Source organism: Aerococcus sanguinicola (genome assembly GCF_008726925.1).
Lineage (GTDB): Bacteria > Bacillota > Bacilli > Lactobacillales > Aerococcaceae > Aerococcus.
Genome location: NZ_VYWO01000004.1, coordinates 145,360 through 169,334, shown reverse-complemented (window position 1 = coordinate 169,334; position 23,975 = coordinate 145,360). Strand labels below are relative to the sequence as shown.

The 23,975-nt window shown below is 47.0% G+C and carries 18 protein-coding genes; 13 read left to right on the top strand and 5 right to left on the bottom strand.

Features of this window, described 5'->3' with window-relative positions:
- Nucleotides 1–43: 43 nt before the first annotated feature.
- Nucleotides 44–1,975 (bottom strand): ABC-F family ATP-binding cassette domain-containing protein, encoded by a 1,932-nt coding sequence (locus F6I03_RS07140; RefSeq protein WP_070431437.1) that lies wholly within the window; start codon nucleotides 1,973–1,975, stop codon nucleotides 44–46.
- A 168-nt stretch (nucleotides 1,976–2,143) separates the two neighbouring features.
- Between F6I03_RS07140 and F6I03_RS07135 the strand changes: the two genes are divergently transcribed.
- Nucleotides 2,144–4,210 carry a glycoside hydrolase family 3 protein gene (locus F6I03_RS07135; RefSeq protein ID WP_070431436.1) on the top strand — a complete coding sequence of 689 codons (2,067 nt, stop codon included), beginning with the start codon at nucleotides 2,144–2,146 and terminating at the stop codon, nucleotides 4,208–4,210.
- Between the two features lie 78 nt (nucleotides 4,211–4,288).
- On the top strand, nucleotides 4,289–4,915 hold the full coding sequence (locus F6I03_RS07130) for a redox-sensing transcriptional repressor Rex (RefSeq protein ID WP_141737876.1): 627 nt from the start codon (nucleotides 4,289–4,291) through the stop codon (nucleotides 4,913–4,915).
- 75 nt (nucleotides 4,916–4,990) lie between these two features.
- Here the strand turns inward: F6I03_RS07130 and F6I03_RS07125 are convergent, their stop codons facing one another.
- Nucleotides 4,991–5,191: a hypothetical protein gene (locus tag F6I03_RS07125; protein WP_070431434.1), complete on the bottom strand. Its 201-nt coding sequence runs from the start codon at nucleotides 5,189–5,191 to the stop codon at nucleotides 4,991–4,993.
- A gap of 249 nt (nucleotides 5,192–5,440) precedes the next feature.
- Here F6I03_RS07125 and F6I03_RS07120 point away from each other — a divergent pair, with 249 nt between their 5' ends.
- The 11 genes from F6I03_RS07120 to nadE all read left to right on the top strand — a co-directional run bounded on the left by F6I03_RS07120 (nucleotide 5,441) and on the right by nadE (nucleotide 20,575).
- Complete coding sequence (locus F6I03_RS07120; RefSeq protein WP_070431433.1) at nucleotides 5,441–5,713, top strand: co-chaperone GroES; 273 nt, start codon at nucleotides 5,441–5,443, stop codon at nucleotides 5,711–5,713.
- A gap of 59 nt (nucleotides 5,714–5,772) precedes the next feature.
- A complete protein-coding gene (groL, locus tag F6I03_RS07115; RefSeq protein WP_070431432.1) occupies nucleotides 5,773–7,401 on the top strand; it encodes a chaperonin GroEL in 1,629 nt (542 codons plus the stop codon).
- Between the two features lie 200 nt (nucleotides 7,402–7,601).
- Nucleotides 7,602–8,153 carry an NADPH-dependent FMN reductase gene (locus F6I03_RS07110; protein WP_070431431.1) on the top strand — a complete coding sequence of 184 codons (552 nt, stop codon included), beginning with the start codon at nucleotides 7,602–7,604 and terminating at the stop codon, nucleotides 8,151–8,153.
- Between the two features lie 134 nt (nucleotides 8,154–8,287).
- Entirely contained in the window at nucleotides 8,288–9,700 is a 1,413-nt protein-coding gene (locus F6I03_RS07105; RefSeq protein WP_070431430.1) for an aldehyde dehydrogenase family protein, read from the top strand.
- Between the two features lie 586 nt (nucleotides 9,701–10,286).
- Nucleotides 10,287–11,678, top strand: a complete 1,392-nt coding sequence (gene argH, locus F6I03_RS07100; RefSeq protein ID WP_070431489.1) for an argininosuccinate lyase — start codon at nucleotides 10,287–10,289, stop codon at nucleotides 11,676–11,678.
- A gap of 322 nt (nucleotides 11,679–12,000) precedes the next feature.
- Nucleotides 12,001–13,239 carry an argininosuccinate synthase gene (locus tag F6I03_RS07095; RefSeq protein ID WP_070431429.1) on the top strand — a complete coding sequence of 413 codons (1,239 nt, stop codon included), beginning with the start codon at nucleotides 12,001–12,003 and terminating at the stop codon, nucleotides 13,237–13,239.
- Nucleotides 13,239–14,750, top strand: a complete 1,512-nt coding sequence (locus F6I03_RS07090) for an ABC transporter substrate-binding protein/permease (protein WP_070431428.1) — start codon at nucleotides 13,239–13,241, stop codon at nucleotides 14,748–14,750. Before F6I03_RS07095 ends, F6I03_RS07090 begins: the two co-directional genes overlap by 1 nt.
- A 164-nt stretch (nucleotides 14,751–14,914) precedes the next feature.
- A complete protein-coding gene (locus tag F6I03_RS07085; RefSeq protein WP_070431427.1) occupies nucleotides 14,915–16,267 on the top strand; it encodes a hypothetical protein in 1,353 nt (450 codons plus the stop codon).
- 131 nt (nucleotides 16,268–16,398) lie between these two features.
- Entirely contained in the window at nucleotides 16,399–17,793 is a 1,395-nt protein-coding gene (locus tag F6I03_RS07080; protein ID WP_070431426.1) for a sugar transferase, read from the top strand.
- 476 nt (nucleotides 17,794–18,269) lie between these two features.
- The gene (locus F6I03_RS07075; protein WP_070431425.1) at nucleotides 18,270–19,748 is read left to right on the top strand and encodes a nicotinate phosphoribosyltransferase; all 1,479 of its coding nucleotides are present in this window, start codon (nucleotides 18,270–18,272) and stop codon (nucleotides 19,746–19,748) included.
- Nucleotides 19,748–20,575 (top strand): ammonia-dependent NAD(+) synthetase, encoded by an 828-nt coding sequence (nadE, locus tag F6I03_RS07070; protein ID WP_070431424.1) that lies wholly within the window; start codon nucleotides 19,748–19,750, stop codon nucleotides 20,573–20,575. The genes F6I03_RS07075 and nadE overlap by 1 nt, the downstream gene beginning before the upstream one ends.
- 72 nt (nucleotides 20,576–20,647) lie before the next feature.
- On the opposite strand, the gene F6I03_RS07065 is transcribed toward nadE, so the two are convergent.
- From F6I03_RS07065 to glgP, 3 genes are all read right to left on the bottom strand, one after another.
- Entirely contained in the window at nucleotides 20,648–21,034 is a 387-nt protein-coding gene (locus F6I03_RS07065; RefSeq protein ID WP_070431423.1) for a DUF3021 domain-containing protein, read from the bottom strand.
- Between the two features lie 13 nt (nucleotides 21,035–21,047).
- A complete protein-coding gene (locus F6I03_RS07060; RefSeq protein WP_070431422.1) occupies nucleotides 21,048–21,512 on the bottom strand; it encodes a LytTR family DNA-binding domain-containing protein in 465 nt (154 codons plus the stop codon).
- A 194-nt stretch (nucleotides 21,513–21,706) separates the two neighbouring features.
- The gene (gene glgP / locus F6I03_RS07055; RefSeq protein ID WP_070431421.1) at nucleotides 21,707–23,974 is read right to left on the bottom strand and encodes a glycogen/starch/alpha-glucan family phosphorylase; all 2,268 of its coding nucleotides are present in this window, start codon (nucleotides 23,972–23,974) and stop codon (nucleotides 21,707–21,709) included.
- Between the last annotated feature and the right edge of the window lies 1 nt (nucleotide 23,975).

Sequence of the window (23,975 nt, the reverse complement as noted above, 5' to 3'; positions counted from 1 at the left end):
GTTATAGCTGCAAGGGGGGAAGGATCGCGCGATATTTTATATCCTATAGTTTCTCAAGCAGCTCTTCCCATTGGTCCATGAGGTCTTGGTGGTGTTGTTTGAGGGGTTCGAGTTGGGCGTTGAGGTCGAGGATTTGGGCGTTGTCTTGGTAGACTTCGGGTTTGGCCATTTCGTTTTCGATGGCCTGAATTTCTTCTTCGACTTGGCTAATTTCTTCTTCGCACTGGTCGATAAGTCGTTGTTGACGGCGCTGTTCGCGTTGTTTTTGTTTGTTTGCTTCGTAGCTGATCTTGCCAGAGGATTTTTCTTCCACTACTGTTTCGTGATCCTCCGTGCTGGCTTGGGCCGCTTGGCGGGCTTCTTCTTCGGCTTTTTTGGCTAAGTAATAGTCGTAGTCACCGAGGTAAAGCTTGCTGCCGTCTTCTGAAATTTCTAAAACTTCGGTCGCTAGGCGGTTGATGAAGTAGCGGTCGTGGCTAACAAATAAAAGGGTGCCGTCATAGTCGATGAGGGCGTTCTCTAAGACTTCCTTGGAGTCGATGTCCAAGTGGTTAGTGGGTTCGTCTAGGACCAGGAAGTTGTCGTGGTCGAGGGCGAGTTTGGCCAGCTCTAGGCGGGCTTTTTCCCCACCGCTGAGGCCGTGGACCGGTTTTTCAACGTCGCTCCCGCTAAAGAGGAAGCTGCCGAGGATGGTACGGATGTCTTGTTCGTTCATGGCGGGGTGGTCATCCCAGAGTTCGTGGAGAACGTCTTTTTTAGAATTGAGATTGCCCAGTTCTTGGTCGTAGTAGCCCAGACTGACATTGGTCCCTAATTTGTAATCACCTTCTAAGGCTGGAATCTGTCCTGTGATGGTCTTGAGCAGGGTCGACTTGCCCACGCCATTGGGGCCGACAACGGCTAGGGCCTTCTGCTTGCGGAGGTCAATATTGATGGGATAAGACAGGCAGTCTTCGTAACCGATAGCTAGGTCATCCACCGTGAGAACCACATTACCGCTGGACTTCTCCGTACTGAATTGGATGCGGGCCGACCGCTCATCCTGCTGGGGACGTTCCAACTTGTCCATTCGCTCGAGCTGCTTGCGCCGGCTCTGCGCCATCTTAGTGGTAGAGGCGCGGACCAGGTTGCGGGCAATATAGTCTTCTAATTTATGGATTTCTTTTTGTTGCTTTTCATAGGCCTTCATTTGCGTTTCCAAGCGAACGGCCTTCTCCTTTAGGTAGAAGCTGTAATTGCCGGCATAGTGTTCGATGCCATGGTGGGTCATTTCATAGGTTTCGTTGGTGACATGGTCGAGGAAGTAGCGGTCGTGGCTGACGATCAAGAGGGCACCTGGATACTTGGGCAGGTAGCCTTCCAGCCAATTGAGGGTATCGATATCTAAGTGGTTGGTCGGTTCGTCGAGGATCAGGATGTCTCGCTTCTCGAGGAGGACCTTGGCCAGGGCCAGGCGGGTCCGCTGACCACCTGACATTTGTGCAATGGGTTGGTCGTACATTTCTTCTGGAAAGCGGAAACCATGGAGGACCATGCGGATCTCGGAATCATAGCTATAGGCATTGCGCCGGTTGATCTCTTCTTGGAGCTGGTCATAGGTCTTAAGCGCTTGTTCATAGCGGTCAGGATCTTGGATCACTGCCTGGTCAGCGAGAACCATAGCCGCTTGGTTGGCTTGGTCGATAAGGGCCAAGCTCTCCGCAAAAACGCTCTTCATTTCTTCGTAAACGGTCCGTTCGCTATTGACAGCCGTATGTTGGTCCATATAGGCAATCCGCGTGCCTTTGCGCTGGGAAACCGTCCCATGGTCTGGACTCTCAATACCTGCGAGAATCTTGAGTAGGGTCGATTTACCGGTACCATTTCTACCGACTAGACCAATGCGACTAGTGTCTTGAACGGTGATTTGAATGTCTTCAAACAGGGTCTCTGCCCCAAATTGTCGGGCTAAATTGGAACCTTGTAAAAGAATCATTGTCTAGCCTCCTTCTAAAATACTAGTCCTAGTTTAGCATAATTCTAGAATAGGGACGACTGGGAAAATCCTTTGTCCTTGTGAAAGGCTTTGCAAAAAACACTTTATCCCTTAAAATAGACTTATACTGTGGTTAAAATTAATGATAAAGCGATAAGGAGCGATGAAATGGAACAAAAGAAATTAGTCAGTCGTCACTTAGACGAACTGGAGGTCGATGGGCTCTACTTCAAGGACCATAATAAGGACGGCCAAATCAATCCCTACGAGGACTGGCGCCTGAGTCCAGAAGAACGCGCCCAGGACTTAGTGGAGCGGATGAACCTCCGGGAGAAGGCTGGGATGATGGTGCTGATTGATAAGCCCATGGGGATCTCTGCTGAAGAGGGAGAGCCCACCAGCCACGACGGAGTGATTAATGAGGCGGATAAAGATATCCAATACCCTCATCCGAAGCATGAATACCCTACGTCAACCCTCTTAGAGGATTTCCAAATCCGTCACATCATCTTAAGAGAGAATGCCAAGCCTAATGAAATCGTCAGCTGGGTTAATACCATGCAGGAAATGGTCGAAAAGACCCGCTTAGGGATTCCTCTTGTTGTTCTATCCAATTCAAAGAATGAGAACAATGAAGCGACTTTCAATGCGGAATCAGCTATTGGCCGCTTCACCCAATTTCCTGGCACCTTAGGCCTAGCGGCAAGCCGCAACTTACCATTGATTAAGGCCTTTGCCCAGATCGGTAAGCAGGAATTCTGGCACAATAACATCCGCAAGGGCTATATGTACATGGTGGATACAGCGACCGATCCCCGCTGGTTTAGAACTTCGGGAACTTTTGGTGAGAATCCGGAACAAATTTCAGAGATTGCTGAAAGCATTATTCCCATCTACCAAGGTGAAAACCTGGATGACCAAGGGGTGGCGCTAACTATTAAACATTTCCCTGGTGGCGGTGCGCGAGAGAATGGCTTTGACCCCCATTATGAAGAAGGGAAGTATAATGTTTATCCAACGCCTAATAGTTTGGAAAGCTACCATCTCCCTCCATTTAAGGCAGCGATTAAACATCATCCTAGCGCTATCATGCCTTACTATGCGATTCCAAGCCAAGAGAAATCCAACCTGCCCCAAGAGCCCTTCCCAGCAGGCTTCGAGGAAGATGTAGCTTTTGCCTACAACCGGCAATTCCTCCAAGATCTCTTGCGTGATGAGCTTGGCTTTGAAGGCTATATTAATTCGGATACAGGGGTCTTGGATGCCTGTGCCTGGGGGGTAGAAGACCTGACCAAGCCTGAACGGGTCGCCAAGCTACTGAAGGCCGGCACCAATATTGTATCGGGAACCACAGAAGTTGAAGCCTTTGAAGCAGCTGTAGACCAGGGGCTTGTGGATGAAGCAACGGTCAATGACCGGGTTAAGGGGACGCTAAAAGAACTCTTTGCCTTAGGTTTATTTGAGAACCCTTACCAAGAAGCTGACCAAGCAGAAGCAGTGACCAATAGTGAGGCGAGTCGTCAGACCGCTTACCAGGCCCACCAAGAATCTGTTGTACTCTTGAAGAATGACCAAGACCTCTTGCCCTTGACAGCTGATAAATTAGCAGGGAGGAAGGTCTATGCGGAGATCTTTACTAAGGTTTATAATGAAGAGGAGATGGCCAGTCGCCGCAAGCAAGGGATCTTCGGTAATACGGATGAACTCAACCACAAATTACCTGACCAGATCCGCCAAGCCTTCCCACAGATTGACCTGGTGACAGACTACAAGGAAGCAGATATTGCCTTGCTCTTCTTGGAACCTATTTCAGGGTCCTATTTCGAAGCTACTTCGGGTTATCTCGACCTGCAGATCCACCAAGCAACGAATGTGGACCTCGACCGGGTGAAGGCCATCCAGGCAGCTGTGGACCATACCATCATCAATGTCAACTTGGACTTACCCTTTATTTTGGAGAATGTAGAGCCTTTAGCTGAGGCTTTAACGGTAAGTTTCAATAGCTTTATCCAAGCCATTATGGATGTCTATACAGGGGCTTGTCCAGCCAAGGGCACATTACCTCTAACCCTACCAGCGAGTGATGAAGTGATCGCGGTCAATGATGAGGGAATCTGTGCCTCGCCTAACGATGTCCCTGGTTATGATAAGGACAAGTACATGGACCGGCCTTATGCCTATCAAGACAGTGCCGGAAATACTTACCGCTATGGATTTGGTTTAAGCTTAAATTAATCATTTTGATTTGCTTCAAAAACAAAATCCTGGTAAAATATTTCTATTCTATTTTTCACAAGTGAACAAACAGGGGGGATTCAAGTGAAAAAGATACCAAAGGCAACAGCCAAACGATTATCCATTTATTACAGATGTTTAAAGAATTTTAAGGCGATGGGGATGGAACGCGTCTCCTCAGAGCAAATTTCTGATGCGGTTAAAGTAGATAGTGCGACCATTCGACGCGATTTTTCTTATTTTGGTACCCTAGGTAAACGAGGTTACGGCTATGAGGTGGACCATCTCATTGACTTTTTTAGTCGCTTATTGAGCCAGGACCAGTTGACGATGGTAGCCCTGATTGGGGTCGGCAACTTGGGGAATGCTTTGATTAGCTATAACTTTAAGCAGTCCAATAATGTCCATATCAATGCAGCGTTCGACATTGATCCAGATAAGATAGGAAAGATCCATGAAGGGGTGCCAATCTATAGTATGGATGAAATCGTTGACCAATTGGAAGCGCGTCAAATCGATATTGTCATCCTGGCCGTGCCTGGCCATGTCGCCCAAAGTGTGGTTCCACAGCTGGAAGAAGCTGGTGTTAAGGGGATTTTGAACTTTTCAGCTAGCCGGCTCAATGTTCCTAAAGACATGTTCGTCCAAACCGTGGACCTCGCTAACGAATTGCAAACTTTAATCTATTATGTGACCCACCATTAGTGGACTTAGAAAAAGTGCCTCAAAGGACTGATCCAGCTTCCTTTGGGGCACTTTTTTGTCTGCTAAGCGGAGGGCTTAACGTTTGTAATGATTAATTCTTTTGTAGACACCAACTAGCTTGATGCTCTGGTAAATATCGTGGCTGGCTAAGAGAATATTGATGAAGGGGAGAAAGGACCACCCATTCTCACGGACCATGGAGATGGCAAGGGAGAGGAAGAGGCCGGCAAGGACAATTTTAAGTAGAATATTCATGATTAGCGCTTGTAAAGACATAGCAACACTCCTTTAATAACTTGCATGGTAATAAGTAATGTAACGAAAATCGAGTGAAAAGACAAGTAAGAATAGCTATTGGGACAGGATTCTTTAAAGAAATATTAAAAGGTCAAAAAAAGTCAACAAAAAGCTTGCATTCTAAAATAAAATGTTTTAAGATAATAACTGTAAGTTAGCACTTGGAAGTCTTGAGTGCTAACAGCAAAAATGAAATGCTTTTTTGGAACTGATGGAGGAATGTGAATTATGTTAAAACCTTTAAATGAACGTGTGATTGTTCAGATCGAAGAACAAGAAGAAAAAACAACGTCTGGTATTTTACTACCATCCGCAGCTCAAGAGAAATCCCAAGTGGGACGTGTGATTGCAGTTGCTGATGAAACAGAAGATTTCACAAGTCCAGTTAAGAAAGATGACCTTGTCTTATTTGAAAAATATGCCGGCAATGAAGTGGAATATGCTGGTGAAAAATACTTAATCTTAAAAGCTAAAGATATCGTCGCTATTATCGAAGACTAAGTAAAGACAGAATTTAAGAAAGAATCATTAATCAATTATCGAGAGGAGCATGAATTTTAATGGCAAAAGATATTAAATTTTCAGAAGATGCCCGTCAATCTTTAGTGCGAGGGGTAGACAAATTAGCGAATACGGTGAAGATTACCTTAGGGCCTAAGGGGCGTAACGTTGTCCTCGAACAAAGCTATGGCTCACCATTGATCACTAATGATGGGGTAACCATTGCTAAGGACATCGAATTAGAAGATCATTTCGAAAACATGGGGGCTAAATTAGTCGCTGAAGTGGCTTCTAAGACCAATGATGTCGCAGGGGATGGGACCACAACAGCTACTATCTTAACCCAAGCGATTGTCCGCGAAGGCTTGAAGAATGTGACAGCAGGGGCTAATCCTGTCGGTGTACGCCGTGGGATCGATGAAGCCATCCGGGCAGCCGTTGAAGGTTTGAAAGAAAACTCTGTTCAAGTGGAATCCCAAGATGCGATTGCTAACGTTGCTGCTATCTCATCAGGTGACCAAGAAGTTGGTGACCTAATTGCAGAAGCTATGGGTAAGGTAGGCGAAGATGGGGTTATTACCATCGAAGATTCTAAGTCCATCGATACCACATTAGATGTAGTGGAAGGGATGGAATTTGACCGTGGCTACCTCTCCCAATACATGGTAACCGATAATGAAAAGATGGAAGCTAACTTGGAAAATCCTTACATTCTCTTAACAGACCGTAAGATCTCCAATATCCAAGACATCCTACCTCTCCTTGAACAAATCTTACAACAAGGCAGCCCACTCTTATTAATTGCTGATGATGTGGATGGGGAAGCTCTTCCTACATTGGTACTTAATAAATTACGTGGCACCATGAATGTGGTAGCTGTCAAAGCACCAGGCTTTGGTGACCGTCGTAAAGAAATGTTGGAAGACCTGGCTATCTTAACTGGTGGTCAAGTGATTTCTGAAGACCTCGGCTTAGAACTGAAAGATGCCACCATCAACCACTTAGGTAAGGCTGGTAGCGTTACTGTAACCAAAGACCACACCACTGTTGTGGAAGGTGACGGTAACAAGGAACAATTAGAACAACGTATTGCTCTAATCCGTAAACAAATTGAAGAAAGCACTTCAGACTACGACCGTGAAAAACTCCAAGAACGTCTAGCTAAATTAGCTGGTGGGGTGGCTGTCGTTAAAGTCGGTGCTGCTACTGAATCTGAACAAAAAGAACGTAAGCTCCGCATTGAAGATGCCTTGAATGCAACCCGTGCTGCGGTTGAAGAAGGGATTGTTGCTGGTGGGGGTACCGCTCTCATGAACGTTCAAGAAAAAGTTGAAAAAGCAACGGAAGCCCTGGAAGGCGATGCCGCTACTGGTGCTCGGATTGTAGCGCGTGCCCTAGAAGAACCTCTCCGTCAAATCGTTGAAAACGCAGGCTTAGAAGGCTCTGTGATCGTGGAACGCCTCCGCAGCAAAGACCAAGGAATTGGTTTCAATGCCCAAAACAATGAATGGGTAGACATGATTGAAGCTGGGATCGTTGACCCAACTAAGGTCACACGTTCAGCCCTTCAAAATGCTGGTTCCGTTGCAGGACTCATCCTTTCAACTGAAAGTGTTGTCGCTGACAAGCCAGAACCTGAATCTGCTGCTCCAGCTATGGATCCAAGCGCTATGGGTGGCATGTACTAAGCCACTAAGTCATGAAGAAACAAGAACTCTCGCAAGGGGGTTCTTGTTTTTTTAGGCTTGGAGGGCAGCTAGTCTTAAATCTCAAAGAATATTTCGGATTTGAGGCCTTTCACTTGAAATTTCGGAACTGAACTATTATCATAGGCTTATAAGATAAGTTGTTAAGAAATAGCAGTTAAAGAAAGAAGGAGTTTTAATTTATGACAAAATATGGTGTTGTTTTAGGTTCAATCCGTAAGAATTCATTCTCTGAAGCTATCGCAAAGGGCTTAGTTGCTGGCTTACCAAGTGATGCTGAGGTTACCTTTATCGAAACAGCTGACCTTCCACTTTACAGCCAAGACTATGATGAAGCCTCTGAACAGCCTGCAGAATATACTCGCTTCCGTGATGAAGTGCGTGCACAAGATGCAATCATCTTTGTTACACCAGAACATAACCGCAGTATTCCAGCTAGCTTGAAGAATGCTATTGACTTAGGCTCTCGTCCATACGGCTCAAGCGTTTGGGAAGGCAAGCCAGCTCTTGTTGCTTCTCAATCACCAGCAGGTATCGGGGGCGCTATTGCCAACCACACCCTCCGTCAATCCTTAGTCTTCTTAGACATGCCTGTTATGCAACAACCTGAACTTTATATTGGGAACTCTGCAGACTACATCGGCGAAAATGGTGAAATTACTGCAGAAGATACCAAAGAATTCTTAGCAAGTGCTGGTAAAGCCTTCGCAGACTTTGCAGCTAAATTTATCTAAGCTAGATCTCGATGAAACGCTCAAGCTCCCTTTAATTAGGGGGCTTTTTTTAAAGGCTCTGGCTTGAATTTAAGTGATGATTACTTGATAATTGAAGTGTAGACCCTTAACAGTCAGTTGAAGGAGGTTATTGGATGAAGACATATCAAAATTATATCAATGGTGATTGGGTAGATAGCAAGTCTGGTCAGTATACAGACGTTATCAACCCTACAACGGAAGAAGTTATTGGCCAAGTGCCAACCAGCAATGCTGAAGATGTGGATGATGCCGTTGCGGCGGCTAAAGCTGCCTTCCCTTCCTGGAATGCCTTGGCTGTGGCTGAACGCAAGGCTTATTTAGAGAAGGTGTTAGAAGGACTCAAGGCTCATAAGGAAGAATTAGTGGATATTGTGGTTGAAGAGATGGGAGCAGGCAAGGCCTTTTCCCGAGACAACCAAGTTCGCAAATCGATTGGCGAATTGGAAGGCAGTTTGAAGGCCCTGGACCGCTTTAACTTCGAAGAGCGTTACGATACCGCTACCGTTATTAAGGAAGGGGCTGGCGTGGTAGCCTGCATTACGCCCTGGAACTATCCACTGAACCAGATCCAACGCAAGCTGACCCCAGCGCTCTTAACTGGTAATACTATTGTGGTCAAACCAGCGTCGGATACACCACTCACAGCTATTAAATTTATGGAAATTATTGAAGAAGCTGGTCTGCCTAAAGGGGTCGTTAACTTGATTACTGGCCGCGGCAGTGAGGCAGGAGACCTCCTAGCTGGCCATGACGATGTGGCCATTATCTCCTTTACAGGCTCCACGGAAGTAGGCCGGGGCCTCTATGACAAGGCCAGTGCCACCATCAAACGCCTGGTGCTCGAACTGGGTGGTAAGTCTGCTCTCCTTGCACTAAAAGGTGGCGACAAGGAGTTGGCAGTGGCTAAGGCCATGAATACTGTACTCGATAACCAAGGGCAAACCTGTGCTGCCCTGACCCGGCTCTTCGTCCCTGAAGATGAATTGGAAGACTATAAGGCAGCGATTAAAGCCTTCTACGACAAAGAAGTGGTCATTGGCGACCCAGCCGATGAAGAAACAAAGGTCGGCCCTATGGTATCAGCCAAGCAAAAACAAACCGTTGAACAGTATATCGAAAAGGGTAAGGCAGAAGGCGCTGAGGTCTTAGTCGGTGGTGGCCAAATTGATCGGACCGGCTATTATGTGGATCCGACTGTTTTCGTTAATGTGACGAATGATATGACCATTGCCCAAGAAGAAATCTTCGGGCCTGTGCTTTGTGTCTTGACCTATACGGATACAGAAGATGCTATCAAACAAGCCAACGATTCCCCATACGGCCTCTCCGGAGCTGTGGTTGGCCCAGAAGAAGAAGCCAAGGCAGTCGCTCGTCAATTGCGGACCGGGAATGTCTTTGTCAACGATAACCCAGGCAGCGACCAAGCACCCTTCGGCGGTTATAAGATGTCCGGCCTAGGCCGCGAAAAAGGCTACTACGGCTTAGAAGATTATGTCGAAATCAAAGCCATATTCGAAAACGAATAAAGTAAGGGTGTGAGACTTGGCGGTTAGGCTTGGATGATTGGAGCAAGTCAGAATAAGAGCGAAGTATTCGCTCGTTTCGGACTTGTGAAATCACTCCAAGCCTGCCAAGTCGAACCCGACTAAAGGGTGTGAGGGCTAGCGGGAGAAATAGACCTCTGGAGCAAAGAACCAGAGAAGGCTGAAAGTCTTCGGCGGATCTTTGCGAAGAGGAGCCCTTTCTGCATCCTCGAACCCGACTAAACAGGGTGTGAGCAAAGGCGTTTAGAAAGGGGTGACTGGAGGCAAAGAGGAAAAGAGCGGCTGAAAGCCGATCGTTCCACTTTGCTGAAGTCACTCCCTTTCTGCCTTTGCGAACCCAACTAAACCCCCAAAGCACCAGTAGCTCAACACAAGGCTCTAACTGAATGAACAGTTGGAGCCTTTTCTTAATTTTCATATATCAGACGCTATGCTTTCAAAGCACTCAGATGATAGGTGGCAGGCTGACAAGGCCCTTGGCTCAAGCAAGTTTATCCAATCCATCTTGCACCTTGGCCGTTCTTTGTTTATGATTAAGCATAAGAATGAAAAGAATGGAGTGGCGAAGATGGCAATTTGGTCGAATGACTTTCATGATGCAATGTCTGAGGCAGCTTATCAATTTAATCAATCAATTCAGGTGGACGATAGGCTCTTAGATGCTGACTTACAAGGCTCAATGGCCCATGCGAAGATGCTGGGTGCCCAAGGGATTATTGATGAAGGGGAGGCGGAAGCCCTCTACCAGGAGCTGGGGCAGATGCGGGAAGACTACCGCCAAGGTGAGTTAGCGATTGACTACCAAGAAGAAGATGTCCATAGTTTTATTGAGGCAGAATTAACCCGCCGTCTGGGCGATACAGGGAAGAAGGTTCACACGGGACGGAGCCGGAATGACCAGGTTGCCACTGCCTTAAAGATCTATGTCCGAGATGAGATTGAGACCCTCTGTGGCCTCTTGGAGGATGCCATGCTAGCCTTCGCTCAGAAGGCCCTCCAGCATACGGAAAGCATCATGCCGGGCTATACCCATTTACAGCGGGCCCAACCGATTACCTATGGCCACTATCTTATGGCCTATGCGGAAATGCTCCTGCGCGACTATGGCCGCTTGCAGGATGTGGGCAAGCGGATTGACTTAACCATGCCCCTGGGAGCAGGGGCTTTGGCGACGTCTTCCTTCCCGCTGAACCGTGATTTAACGACCGAGCTTTTGGACTTCTTGACCCCATCCGCCAATAGTCTGGATGCGGTGTCTGACCGTGACTATAGTATTGAAATGCTGAGCGCCTTGTCGATTCTGGCCATGCACTTGAGCCGCTATGCCGAGGAGAGCATCCTCTGGGCCAGTCAGGAATTTCATTTTATCCACTTGAAAGATTCCTTCTCTACGGGCTCGTCCATCATGCCACAGAAGAAGAATGCGGATATTCATGAATTGATGCGGGGTAAGACGGGCCGGGTCTATGGTGATCTGATGACGGTCCTGACGCTGATGAAGGGCCTGCCGCTAGCCTATAACAAGGATATGCAGGAGGAAAAAGAAGCCCTCTTCGACGCAATCGATACCATGGAGATGATGGTCAGCCTCTTACCCGCTATGTTAGAAGCAACGATTGTCGATGAAGAGGCCATGTATGCGGCTTGTGGCCAGGGTTTCTTGAACGCGACAGACTGTGCAGACTACCTAGCAGCTAAGGGCATGCCCTTCCGTGATGCCTATCAAATTACGGGGAATATTCTCCAGTATTGTAGCCAGGAGGGCTTAACTCTGGAAGACTTGTCCTTGGAAGATTACCAGCGCTATGCGGATAGCTTTGAAGCGGATATCTTTGAGACAATTGACTTGAAGGCCTGTGTTTACCGCCGGAATGTCTTAGGGGGACCAGCCCCTGAACGGGTGGAAGAACATGCCCAAGCCCTCTGCCAGGCCCTGGAGCGCGCTCAGTCTAAATCGTAAAATAAAATTGAAAAGTTCAGTTGACATTTAGGTCAGCCGTGATATAATAACAATTAAATTAAAGTACTCTCATAAAAGGGTTGCGGAAAAGTAGCAAAGTCCCTAAGTAAAGCGAGCAGGTGGTGGTGGAAGACCTGTCTGAAGACTCTGTGAAGCGCGCCGCATGAACTCGACTAGATAAGATAAACTAGTCCGTATCCGAGCGTTAATCGGCTAGAGATGTTGGCTTAACCAACAAGTAGAGTGGTACCGTGGATGATTGTTAACTCCGCCTCTTCAATTGGGAAGAGGCGGTTTTTTTATATTTAAGGAGGAGTTTATTATGGCAGCGAAGGAAGTTAAGAAGGTTTTGATGGCCTATTCAGGTGGTTTGGATACCTCCGTGATTATTCCTTGGATCAAGGAAACTTATGGTGAAGATGTTGAAGTTATCGGGATGACAGCTAATGTCGGTCAGGAAGAAGACTACGATTATTTGAAGAAGAAGGCTGTGAATTGCGGGGCTTCTAAATTATATGTTGAAGATTTACGCGAAGAATTCATTACAGACTATATCTATCCTGCCATGCGGGCTGGGGCGAAGTATGAAGGCAAGTACCTCTTAGGAACGGCTTATGCGCGTCCTTTGATCGCCAAGCGGATGATTGAAATTGCCCATGCAGAAGGCTGTGACACCATTGTCCATGGCTGTACGGGTAAGGGCAACGACCAAGTACGTTTTGAGCTTGGCCTACGCGAATTCGACCCAACTATTCAAATCATTGCCCCATGGCGGATTTGGGATATCCAATCCCGGGAAGATGCTTTCGACTATGCGGAAGCCCACAATGTTCCCCTTCCGATTACCCGCGAAACCAATTATTCCAAGGATGAAAACCTCTGGCACCTCTCCCATGAAGGGCTGGACTTGGAAGATCCTAGCCAACAGCCCAAGCTGGATGCTATTTTAGAACTAGGGGTTTCTCCCCAACAAGCCCCAGATGAAAGTAGCTATGTGACGATCGATTTCGAAGCAGGGAACCCTGTAGCCGTTGATGGCGAACGCTTAGAACCTATCGCTCTAGTGGAAAAATTAAACGCGCTAGGTGGCGCTAATGGGATTGGCATTCTTGATATTGTCGAAAACCGTCTGGTAGGGATGAAGTCACGGGGCGTGTATGAAACCCCAGGTGGCCATATCATCTATCATGCCCATGAAAAATTAGAAGAATTGTGTTTAGACCGCGACACCCTGCAGTTTAAACAAGTTCTCGCCCATAAATATGCTGAGTTAGTGTATAATGGCTTATGGAATTCACCGCTGCGCAAGGCCCTCCAACAATTTGTGGATGAAACGCAAAAACACGTTACCGGTCAAGTGAAGCTTGAACTTTATAAGGGAAATATTATTGATGCGGGCACGACGAGTCCTTATTCCCTCTATAATGAAGCCCTCGCAACCTTCGATGAAGATGATATCTACAATCAGAATGATGCAGAAGGCTTTATCAAGCTCTTCGGCCTACCACAAACCGCGCGGGTACTTGCTGAACAGGAATGGAAAAAGGACGGCAAAATCTAATGAAAAAACTACTTAAGTATAGCCTGCAGGTCCTGATGACCTTTGTCCTTGCTTTTAGCCCGCTATTGGCGGGGGCAGGAGCCTTGGTCCAGGCAGCTGAAGACCAGCCCGCTGCATCGGGGCAAGTGGCAGGCGACGACCAATTACTCGATGAGATTAAGAAACGGGGCGTCATTAAGCTGGGCGTTAGCCCCGACTATCCTCCCTTTGAGTTCTTGACCCGTGAAGGGGGCGAGAACCAAACGAAAGGGATTGATATCTCCCTAGCAGAAAAAATCGCCGATGATCTCGGGGTTAAACTGGAAATTGTGAATATGGAATTCTCTAGCCTGATGTCTTCCTTAGAGACTGGGGCCATCGATATGATTATCTCAGGGATGACCTATACGGAGGAAAGGGATAAGTCGGTTGACTTCACCAAGCCTTACGAGAATGCCGGCCAGTCCCTGGTTATCCGCCAAGAAGATGCAGACAAGCTCAAGGATAAAGATAGCTTCGTGGAAGGAACCGTCGTGGGGGTCCAACAAGGCTCTTACCAAGAAGACCTAGCCAAGGCCCACATGCCCAAGGCTAAATTGCTCACCATGCAGCAGGTGCCTGACCTTCTCAGTGCCCTAGGAACCAAGCAGGTCGATGGGGTCTTGGTTGATGAGATTATGGCTCGGACTTCAACTAAGGGCAATGACCAGTTGACTTATGTTGATGCCAAAATTCCTCGGGAGAAAAATGACGGCAAGGCAGTTGTTATTCCTGAGAACCAACCCAGCCTAGCAGAAGCCATCAACCATACCATTGATGAAGTAGTTGACAAAGGCTTAGTCAACCAATGGGCAGATGAAGCAGCAGACCAGCTCGCTGACACAGAGAAAGTCGATTGGATGTCCTACTGGCCCTTCTTCTGGGACGGGATTAAGATGACCCTCTTAATTTCTCTTCTATCGATTGTCTTCGGGATGATCCTTGGCTCTCTCTTAGCCGTGTTGAGGATTTCTAATCTCGGCTTCCTATCTACTTTGGCTACGGCCTATGTAGAATTTATTCGGGGGACACCTCTGATGATCCAAGTCCTCTTTATCTTCTTAGGGGTTGGGGGCCTACTCGGTATCAGCCCACTAGTGGCCGGTTTGATCGCTGTATCGCTCAACTCGGGAGCTTATATTTGTGAGATTATCCGTGGGGGCCTCCAATCCGTGCCCAAGGGCCAAGCCGAAGCTGCACGGTCCCTAGGTTTGGACTACAAGACGACCCTGCGGAAGATTATCTTCCCACAATCCTTACGCTCCATCTGGCCTTCATTAGGTAATGAGTTCGTCACCCTGATCAAGGAATCGTCCATTGTATCGACCATTGGTGTCGCCGAGTTGACCTTCCAAACGCGGGCAGTCACCAGTCAGACCTACCAAGGGATTATCCCACTCTTTATCTCCATGGTGATCTACTTTATCATTACCTATGCCTTAACCAAGCTCTTGAACCACTACGAAAAACAAATGAACGCTAAATACAATTAATAAAAAACTGGGCCTTGTCCCAGTTTTTTGCTAGTTAATAGGAAAAATCTGTTGACTTCTTTAAAAATTGGTTACAAATCGGGAATACTTTTGCATTGAAAAATGAAACATGCTATCGTAGTGTAGACATAATATTGCGATAAATATTAACGGAGGAGATTGTCTTGAAGAAAAATAAGAAGAAAAAGTTCAACTGGCAAAGGGTTCTAGTCGTTGCTGTCTCTCTCTTCTTGATTGGGGGCGTGGGCGTCTATGCTGCCTTGCAGCAAGAACCAGTTCAGACTGCCATTGAAGACCACAAGGAAAGTGGGGCAGAAAAAGCTGTTGCTGATCTCTACTTTGACGAAGCTAAAATGTTCTTAGCTGAAGATATCAGCCAGGAAGACATTGAAGCAGCTAAAGAAGATGTCGCCAACTTGAAGGATGAAGAAGGGGTTAAGGGGCAACTACAGGCTGACTTGGAAGATGTCCAAAAACGCTATGATGTCCAAAATGCCACTAATAATCTTTTTGAGAAAACTAAGGATAAGCAACCGCTCAATGGGGCCACCTTGCAGAAATGGGTGATCATCAAAGACGGTTTGAAGAAAGCGGATGTTGATAAGGTTAAGGACCAATACAAGGGGGCCTTGGAAGCTAAGGAAGATGGCCTTTATAGCACCTTAGCCGACTTGGTGAAGACCGCTGAGGAACAAGCTGATCAGTTCGAGAAGTTTAGCAAGACCCTCAACGACCTGAAATCTGACAAAGACTTGAAGCATGAAGACCTACAAAAAGAATTGGACAAATTGCGTGAGGCTGCTGAGAAGGAAGAAAACCCTTATGTCACAGCCAAGATGTTAGAAATGATCAGCCAAGTTGATGAAGACTTAACGGAACGCATCAGTCAGGCTGAGATTGACCAAGCCCGTAAATCTGGTGCTTCACAAGAACAAATTAAGAAGCTAGAAGATGAAGCCAAGAAGGCCCAAGACCAAGCGCGTGAACGGAGCGACCGTCTGCAAAGACAAGCAGAGGATGCCCGTCAGCAAGCCACTCGGACTAACCGTAACCAAAGCCAAAATGTGGGTAACCGGGGAAGTCAACGTGTGACCCCACCAAGCTCACGTCCAGCTTCTAATAATAATAACGCGAACAATGCGAACAACCGTCAAAACCAAAGTAACAGTGATAAGAAGGATGACAAGAAGGCAGAGGAAAGCAAGCCATCTAATAAGCAAGAGAACAATGCTAACGCTAACAATAATGCAGGTAAGAAAGACGAAACGAAGCCAAGTACCGGGTCGTCTGCTGTCTCTTCGAAACCCCTGAATGACAAGCAAAGTTCAGCTAATCCATCGACAGCACCTTCGTCTACTGCACCTCAAGGGGACAACAATACAACCCAACCCGCACCAGAAACTCAACCGGAAGTACCAGCTAACAATGATACACCAGCTAATCCTGGCTCAACTGGCGGGGCGGACCAAGGCGGAGCAGCTAATAGCGGAAGTGCTGAAGCAGGCGCTGCTAACTAAGCTTAATCTTTAATAATTTGGAAAAAATTTGATAAATAGCTGCTTGAACTATGGGAATTATGCTAAGATACCATATAGTAGAACAGCTAAAGGGGCGGTTTGAACCGTCCCTTTTTCTTAGGAGGATCATTATGCAAAGAAACGGCGAATGGACCAATTGGTATCGGGTCATTATCGGGGCAACTGAGGCCTTAATCTTACTGATATCTTACTTCATTTCATTCTTTATCCGCTATGGCCGTTATGTTCCCTTGCGCAATTTTCAAGCCTTTCAGGGAGCAATTCCATGGATCTTAATTATCTTTATTGTTTTTAACTTATTATTTGGGATCTATGTCTTATACAATAAATCTAAGGGAGATATCTTCTTTATTACCCTGATTATCCAGGCCCTGCTGGCTGTTGTGGCCATGGTCTTGAGTTTTGTGGGGCGTTGGTTTGCTTTTCCACGCTCTGTCATTTTGATTGACTTCTTTGTTTCAACGCTCTTGATCTATGCTTTCCGAGCCCTGGTCTTCAGTATGTACCGGCGCTATGCCAGCAATAAACGGGTGATGATTGTCGGTGAAGAAGAGGAAGTCTTTCCCGCTATCTTCAATTTCAAGTCATCCAAGTCCACCCGGCATATTGTGACCCATGTGGTGATCGACCACTACTATGACAATGTGAAGGCCCGCTTGGATGAATTCGATATTGTCTACCTGGCTTCACAGATTGAAGAGGAGGAGAAACTCCGTCTCTATTCCCTTCTTATGGCAGAGGATAAGAAACTCTTTCTCAATTCGAAATTTGAAAACTTAGTCATGGTGAATCCAAATATCATGAACTTTGAGGATGAATCCATTATTGAAACCTCTGATTTCAAGATCCCGGCAGACCAAGCCTTGATCAAACGACTCCTGGATATTATCGTGTCCCTGGTCCTATTGATCATTGCCTCTCCTATCATGTTGGTGACGGCAGCCTTGGTCAAACTGACGTCTAAAGGCCCCGTCTTTTACCGGCAGACTCGGATTACTAAGGGTAACCGGGAATTTGAAATTTATAAGTTCCGCACCATGACAGCAACGGCCGAAGAGAGTACGGGCCCTGTGATTGCAACCAAGAACGATGCCCGTATTACAGGGATTGGCAAGTATTTGCGCTCGCTACGGATTGATGAATTGCCTCAGTTATTCAATATCTTGAATGGGGACATGTCATTAGTTGGACCGCGGCCAGAACGCCCCTTCTTTGTTGACCAATTCCAGGAGCAAAATCCTCATTACTATCTTCGCCACAATGTGCCAGCAGGCCTGACAGGCTATGCCCAGGTTTACGGTAAGTACGCGACAGATTTCAATAGTAAGCTCAACTTTGACTTGATCTATATCAAAACCTATTCTATTATCTTGGACTTCAAAATCCTGCTCCAAACGATTAAGATCCTCTTTGACAAGGTCTCTTCTTCAGGCGTCGACGAAGAGAGCCAAAAAGATGTGGACCGCGAAACCATCCAAAAAATGAACATCCAAGTCATTGACTAAATAGGGTGAGAGGGCGCGCGTTTAGCTTCCTTTCACTGGAGCAAGTCACCAGAGCAGTCTGAAGGACTGCGGCGGGGACTTGTGAAGTGACAAGGAAGCTGCGCAACCGAACCCGACTAAAGGGTGTGAGAGGATGCGGGAGAAAGGGAGCTCTGGAGCAAAAGGCTGAGGAAGTCTGAAAGACTTCAGCAGACTTTTTGCGAAGAGGAGCCCTTTCTGCATCCTCGAACCCGACTAAGGGTGTGAACTAGCGCGCTGTTAGGCTAAGACAACAGTTAGCCCAAGCTCGCGATGACAATTTCTGCAATAAAAGTTGCCTTCAATGTATGGAAGACGTAAAAGAGTCTGGAAGATATCTTCCAGGCTCTTTTTTCACTTTCTGTATAAGTTGGCTAAATAGCCTAAGATTGGCTTTTTTGCGACAAAATTAGGGGGAAGTGTTATAATGGGAGAAAATGAAAAACAGAGGTGCCTTTATGAATTATCCAGATGACAGTTTAACCCTACATACTGACCTCTATGAGATCAATATGATGAAGACCTATTGGGAAAGTGGCAAGGCTGAACAGTTTGGGGTTTTTGAAATTTATTTCCGTAAGAATCCTTTCAGTAACGGCTACGCTATCTTTGCCGGTCTTGAACGGGCGATTGATTATATCAAGAATTTACGTTTTACCGAGTCGGACATTCAATATTTAAGGGAGACAGTGGACTATCCAGAAGACTTCTTAAATTATTTAAAAGACTATCGCTTCCAAGCGACAGTCCGGTCCATGGTTGAAGGAGAACTCTGCTTCGCCAACGAACCCTTGATGCAGATTGAAGGGCGCTTGGTCGATTGCCAATTAGTAGAAACAGCCCTCTTGAATATTGTGAACTTCCAGACTTTGATTGCGACCAAAGCTTCCCGTATCCGTACCGTTTGTGGGGACGATGGCCTAGCTGAATTCGGCGCACGACGAGCCCAAGAAATGGATGCCTCCGTTTGGGGCGCACGGGCAGCCTATATTGGCGGCTTCGACTCAACCTCTAATGTCCGCGCTGGTAAGACCTTGGGTGTGCCCATCTCAGGAACCCATGCCCACGCTATGGTCCAGTCCTTCCAGAGCGATTACCAGGCTTTTAAGGCCTATGCTCAATCCCATAAGGACTGTGTCTTCTTAGTGGATACCTACGATGTGATGAATTCAGGCGTTCCAGCTGCCATCCGCGTCGCTGATGAAATGGGAGACCGAATCAACTTCATCGGGGTACGTTTAGATAGTGGGGATTTAACCTACCAATCCAAGCGCGTGCGGGCCATGCTGGATGCAGCCGGCTATGAAGATGCAATTATCGTGGCTTCAAACGACTTAGACGAAAAAACAATCCTTAACTTGAAGATGCAAGGCGCTAAGATTGATTCTTGGGGTGTGGGGACCAAGTTAATCACTTCTTTCGACCAAGCAGCGCTCGGAGCTGTTTACAAGCTCTGCTCCATGGAAGACGAAAGTGGTCATCTAGTTCCTACGATGAAGATTTCGAGCTCACCGGAGAAGACGACTACACCAGGCGACAAGCAGGTATGGCGGATTACCCGGAACGCTGATGGCAAGTCGGAAGGGGACTATGTAGCCCTCAAACACGAACGCCCTGATCAATTGGATGAGCTCTTTATGTTCCACCCCACCTATCCTTATATCAATAAGACGGTCGTTGATTTTACGGCCCGTCCACTCTTGCAGACAATTTTTGATAAGGGGGAATTGGTCTATGACCAACCGGAATTAGATGAGATTAAGGATTATACCAAGGGACGTCTGGATTCGCTATGGGACGAGTACAAGCGAATTTTGAACCCAGAGCAATATCCCGTTGACCTCTCCCAAGAGCTCTATGACTTGAAGATGAACAGCATTAAAGAAATCAAGGAAAAGATTAAAGCAGATATCGAAGCAGGTAAAGGAGGAGCATAATGCGTCCCTTACAAGCACATATTATTGACCAGCTCTGTGTCAAAGCGAGTATTGATGTAGACGCGGAGATCCGTCAATCGATCGACTTCATTAAGGATTACTTCAAGCAACACCCTTTCTTTAAGACTCTTGTCCTAGGGATTAGTGGGGGCCAGGATTCGACTTTGGTGGGGCGTCTCTGCCAATTAGCCATGGAAGAATTACGCGAGGAAACGGGCCGGCAAGACCTCCGTTTCATTGCCGTCCGCCTTCCCTATGGCAAACAATTGGATGAAGACGACGCCCAGAAAGCTTTGAAATTTATCCAGGCAGACCAGGTTGTCACCGTCAATATTAAAGCTGCTGTAGATGGCCAAGTGGAGGCCTTAGAGGCAGCGGGAGTCGCCATCACAGACTTCAATAAAGGCAATATCAAGGCCCGGCAGCGGATGGTCAGCCAGTTCGCTATTGCGGGAGCGGATAGTGGGATTGTAGCTGGCTCGGACCATGCAGCTGAAGCGGTCACAGGTTTTTATACCAAGTTTGGCGATGGGGCAGCAGATATCATGCCTATCTGGCGGCTCAATAAACGCCAGGGCGCGGCCTTGCTCCAAGCTCTGGGGGCTGAACCCCGCCTCTATGAGAAAGTACCAACGGCGGACCTAGAAGATGATAAGCCGGGACAAGCGGATGAAGAGGCCCTGGGAGTCTCCTACCAGGCCATTGATGATTACCTGGAAGGAAAAGATGTGCCAGAAGCTGATGCTGAACGGATCGAAGTCCTCTACCAAGCCAGCCAACACAAACGCGAACTCCCGGTCAATGTCTATGACCAGTGGTGGCGCTAAGGTCAAGCTAAAAATGAATTTGTCGATTAAATAAAACCCGCTAGGCTGTCCTTAGACCTAGCGGGTTTCAGCTTATTCTTGCTTTAGTTTGCGGTTGATTGCCTTAATTTGCTTCTTGTAGTAGAGATAGTAAGCTAGGGCAATCAGGATAAAGATGAAGCTAAATTGCAGGCTGGCAGAGAGGATAATTCCCCAAGTGAGGGGGAACCACTGATTCCAGGCGGCTAGACCAAGGAAGGTCAGAAGACTCAGAGTGAGATGGCAGGCACCGGCCAGGATGGGACTGAGCGTGTCTACTTGATAGAGAAGCGACCCACCGCCACAGACACAACCGATAAGGGACCAGCTGATCAATAGTTTAAGGTAGACAGGCGAGGGGGAATAGATAGCCCCCATCACAGCAAAAATAAGCATGCTGAGACAGATGCCTTGGAAGCTTCGCCGTATAAAATCTTTCATAATGGAACTCCTTTCATAGACCGAGTCTTTCTTTAAACTGATGGAGGAAGCGACGACTAATCAGAATTTTCTTCTGGTTACTGAGTCTGGCATACATATTGCCAGAGAAGGCCAGTTCCAAGCTTTGAATAGCGTCTAGGCGGACGAGGCTATAGCGACTGGCTCGTAGATAATCCTCTTCTGGCAGGAGGCTTTCCATTTTCTTTAGACTAAGCCGGCAAGTATAGCTTTTGTCCTTGGTCCAGATGGTCAGTTGGCCTTGGTTGATTTCGGCATAGAAGATGTCTTGGATGGTCAAGACTTGGTAACTATCCTGAGTTTTTATAGTTAAACGGTCAGCCGGACGCTTTCCTTCGAACCTGTAGAGTAGGTCTGCCGTGTGATCTAACCATTTGGAATCATTGGCACGTAGGATGACCTGGTGACTGCTTTCGTCTTGATCAAGAATACGTTGGATGATCAATTTTTCTTTTGGCATTGGGCTGTTCCTCCTTTCTGACCCTAGTATAGGCTAGTAGTGGCTAAATGTCGCCTCTTTTTGGCTAAGCGGTGGTTTTTAGGGCCTGACCGGTCAAAAAAACGACTAAACTCCCCCAGGACAAATGGCCCTGGGGGAGTTTAGCTTTGGGGTTTTGCTTATTTGACTTTTGAAATAGGGGCTTGCTCACACCCTTATATTTTCCAAATGTCTTCGTTATAGTCTTGGATGGTGCGGTCGGAGGAGAAGTAGCCGGCTTGGGCGATGTTGATGAGGGCCTTCTTAGTCCAGCTGTCTTGGTCTTCGTAGTCGGCATAGGCTTTTTCCTTGATGTCGATGAATTCTTCAAGGTCGATGAGGGCCATGAACCAGTCCTTATATTTGATGTCTTCGTGGAGACGGTAGAGGCGGTCGTGTTTGCCGAGTGCTAATAGGTCATCGCTCACAATGAAGTCGACTAGCGGTTTGATGCGGTCACGGTGGTAGTAGTCAGCTAGGTGGCGGTGGTAGTCGCCTGTTTCGTAAAGCTTGACGATGGTTTCACTGTCTTGACCGAAGATATAAATATTCTCTTCGCCTACACGTTCAGCAATTTCCACGTTGGCTCCATCTAAAGTACAAATGGTGAGGGCGCCGTTCAGCATGAATTTCATATTACCGGTCCCACTGGCTTCTTTAGAAGCGAGGGAGATTTGTTCTGAAATATCAGCTGCTGTGATGAGCTTCTCTGCAGAGGTCACATTGTAGTTCTCCACCATGATGACTTGGAGGTGAGGGCTCACGTCATCATCCTTGGCGATGAGTTCAGATAGGCAGAGAATTAAGTGGATAATGTCTTGGGCAATGGTATAGGCAGGTGCTGCCTTACCGCCAAAGAGAATGGTGATCGGGGTACTTGGCACATTGCCGGCTTTGATATCCAGGTATTTATGGATAATGTAGAGGGCAAGCATCTGTTGACGTTTGTATTCATGGAGACGCTTGATTTGAACATCAATAATCGCATTATCGTGTAATGTTATCCCTTGTTGGTCTGATAAGTATTCTTGGAGCTGGAGTTTATTATGGTGCTTAATCTCTTGTAAGCGCGCAAGGGTCTCAGGCTGGTCGATTTCTTGGGCAAAAGCCGTCAGGTCGGCATCGGTATGCCAGTCGTCACCAATCTTTTCATCCAATAATTGGGTCAATTCAGGGTTAGCTGCCATAATCCAGCGACGGAAGGAAATCCCATTTGTCTTGTTATTGAACTTGTCGGGATAGAGCTCATAGAAGGCTTTGAGCTCAGAATTCTTCAAGATTTCCGTATGAAGCTTGGCCACGCCATTTGTTGAGAAGGAGAAGTGGATGGCAATATGAGCCATATGCGCGCGGTCATCTTGGTCAATGATATAAACAGCTTCTTGGCCAGGATAGCGCGATTTAATCTCTTCGTCTAGTTGGCGAATGATTTTGGCGATTTCTGGGACGACTTCATCAATATAAGCCATGGGCCACTTCTCTAGGGCTTCAGCCAGGATGGTATGGTTGGTGAAGGCCACTGTTTTCTCGATAACGTCTAGAGCTTCTTTGAAGTCAAAACCATGGTAGTTGGTTAAAAGACGGACGAATTCTGGGATAATGAAGGCAGGGTGGGTATCGTTGATTTGAACGACAGCATAGTCGTAGAGGTCGTGCAAGTCGCTCCCCTTAGCCTGGGCTTCTTCAATAATCAGCTGGGCGGCATTGGATACCATGAAGTATTGTTGGTAGATCCGTAAGAGGTTACCCACATAGTCAGAGTCATCCGGATAAAGGAAGAGAGTGAGGTTCTGTGGGATATTCATCTTATCGAAGTTGATGCTGTCTGCTTCAATAATATCGGAAGTGACAGATTCTAAGTCGAAGAGGCGGAGACGGTTGTGGGCTTCTTGTTGGAAGCCAGGAATTTCAATCTCGTAGAGGCTCGACTTGAAGTTAAAATGACGGAAAGGAATCTCATAAGAGTTGTCGGTCTTTACCAACCAGTTCGGATGGTTGAGCCATTCGTCAGGGACAGAGCCTTGTTGGTTGTCACGGAAGACCTGGCGGAAGAGGCCAAAGTGATAGTTCAGGCCCACACCGTCACCATTAATGCCTAAAGAGGCAATGGAATCGAGGAAGCAGGCGGCGAGACGACCCAGTCCCCCGTTACCAAGGGAGGGTTCTGTTTCAGCTTTCTCTACATCATGGAGGGATTTGCCATTGGCTTCGAGGACTTGGCTGACTTCATCGTAGAGGCCAAGGTTGATGAGGTTAGTCGTCAGCAATTTGCCTAGCAGGAATTCAGCTGAGATATAGTAGAGCTTCTTCTTCCCTTGATTAACAGGGGATTCAAGCATTTGGTCTTGAACATAGTCAAGTAGGACTTTGTAAGTTTCTGCGTCTGAGAGGTCAGCAAGATTGGTCTTGAAGAGCTCTTTGGCGTGTTGTTCTAATGCGTGCATG

Coding starts and splice junctions, on each gene's coding strand:
- nadE (WP_070431424.1), top strand. CDS start 19,748: ATGCGTCCCTTACAAGCACATATTATTGACCAGCTCTGTGTCAAAGCG.
- F6I03_RS07075 (WP_070431425.1), top strand. CDS start 18,270: ATGAATTATCCAGATGACAGTTTAACCCTACATACTGACCTCTATGAG.
- F6I03_RS07110 (WP_070431431.1), top strand. CDS start 7,602: ATGACAAAATATGGTGTTGTTTTAGGTTCAATCCGTAAGAATTCATTC.
- F6I03_RS07060 (WP_070431422.1), bottom strand. CDS start 21,512: ATGCCAAAAGAAAAATTGATCATCCAACGTATTCTTGATCAAGACGAA.
- F6I03_RS07095 (WP_070431429.1), top strand. CDS start 12,001: ATGGCAGCGAAGGAAGTTAAGAAGGTTTTGATGGCCTATTCAGGTGGT.
- F6I03_RS07065 (WP_070431423.1), bottom strand. CDS start 21,034: ATGAAAGATTTTATACGGCGAAGCTTCCAAGGCATCTGTCTCAGCATG.
- F6I03_RS07090 (WP_070431428.1), top strand. CDS start 13,239: ATGAAAAAACTACTTAAGTATAGCCTGCAGGTCCTGATGACCTTTGTC.
- F6I03_RS07105 (WP_070431430.1), top strand. CDS start 8,288: ATGAAGACATATCAAAATTATATCAATGGTGATTGGGTAGATAGCAAG.
- groL (WP_070431432.1), top strand. CDS start 5,773: ATGGCAAAAGATATTAAATTTTCAGAAGATGCCCGTCAATCTTTAGTG.
- F6I03_RS07120 (WP_070431433.1), top strand. CDS start 5,441: ATGTTAAAACCTTTAAATGAACGTGTGATTGTTCAGATCGAAGAACAA.
- glgP (WP_070431421.1), bottom strand. CDS start 23,974: ATGCACGCATTAGAACAACACGCCAAAGAGCTCTTCAAGACCAATCTT.
- F6I03_RS07080 (WP_070431426.1), top strand. CDS start 16,399: ATGCAAAGAAACGGCGAATGGACCAATTGGTATCGGGTCATTATCGGG.
- F6I03_RS07140 (WP_070431437.1), bottom strand. CDS start 1,975: ATGATTCTTTTACAAGGTTCCAATTTAGCCCGACAATTTGGGGCAGAG.
- F6I03_RS07125 (WP_070431434.1), bottom strand. CDS start 5,191: ATGTCTTTACAAGCGCTAATCATGAATATTCTACTTAAAATTGTCCTT.
- argH (WP_070431489.1), top strand. CDS start 10,287: ATGGCAATTTGGTCGAATGACTTTCATGATGCAATGTCTGAGGCAGCT.
- F6I03_RS07135 (WP_070431436.1), top strand. CDS start 2,144: ATGGAACAAAAGAAATTAGTCAGTCGTCACTTAGACGAACTGGAGGTC.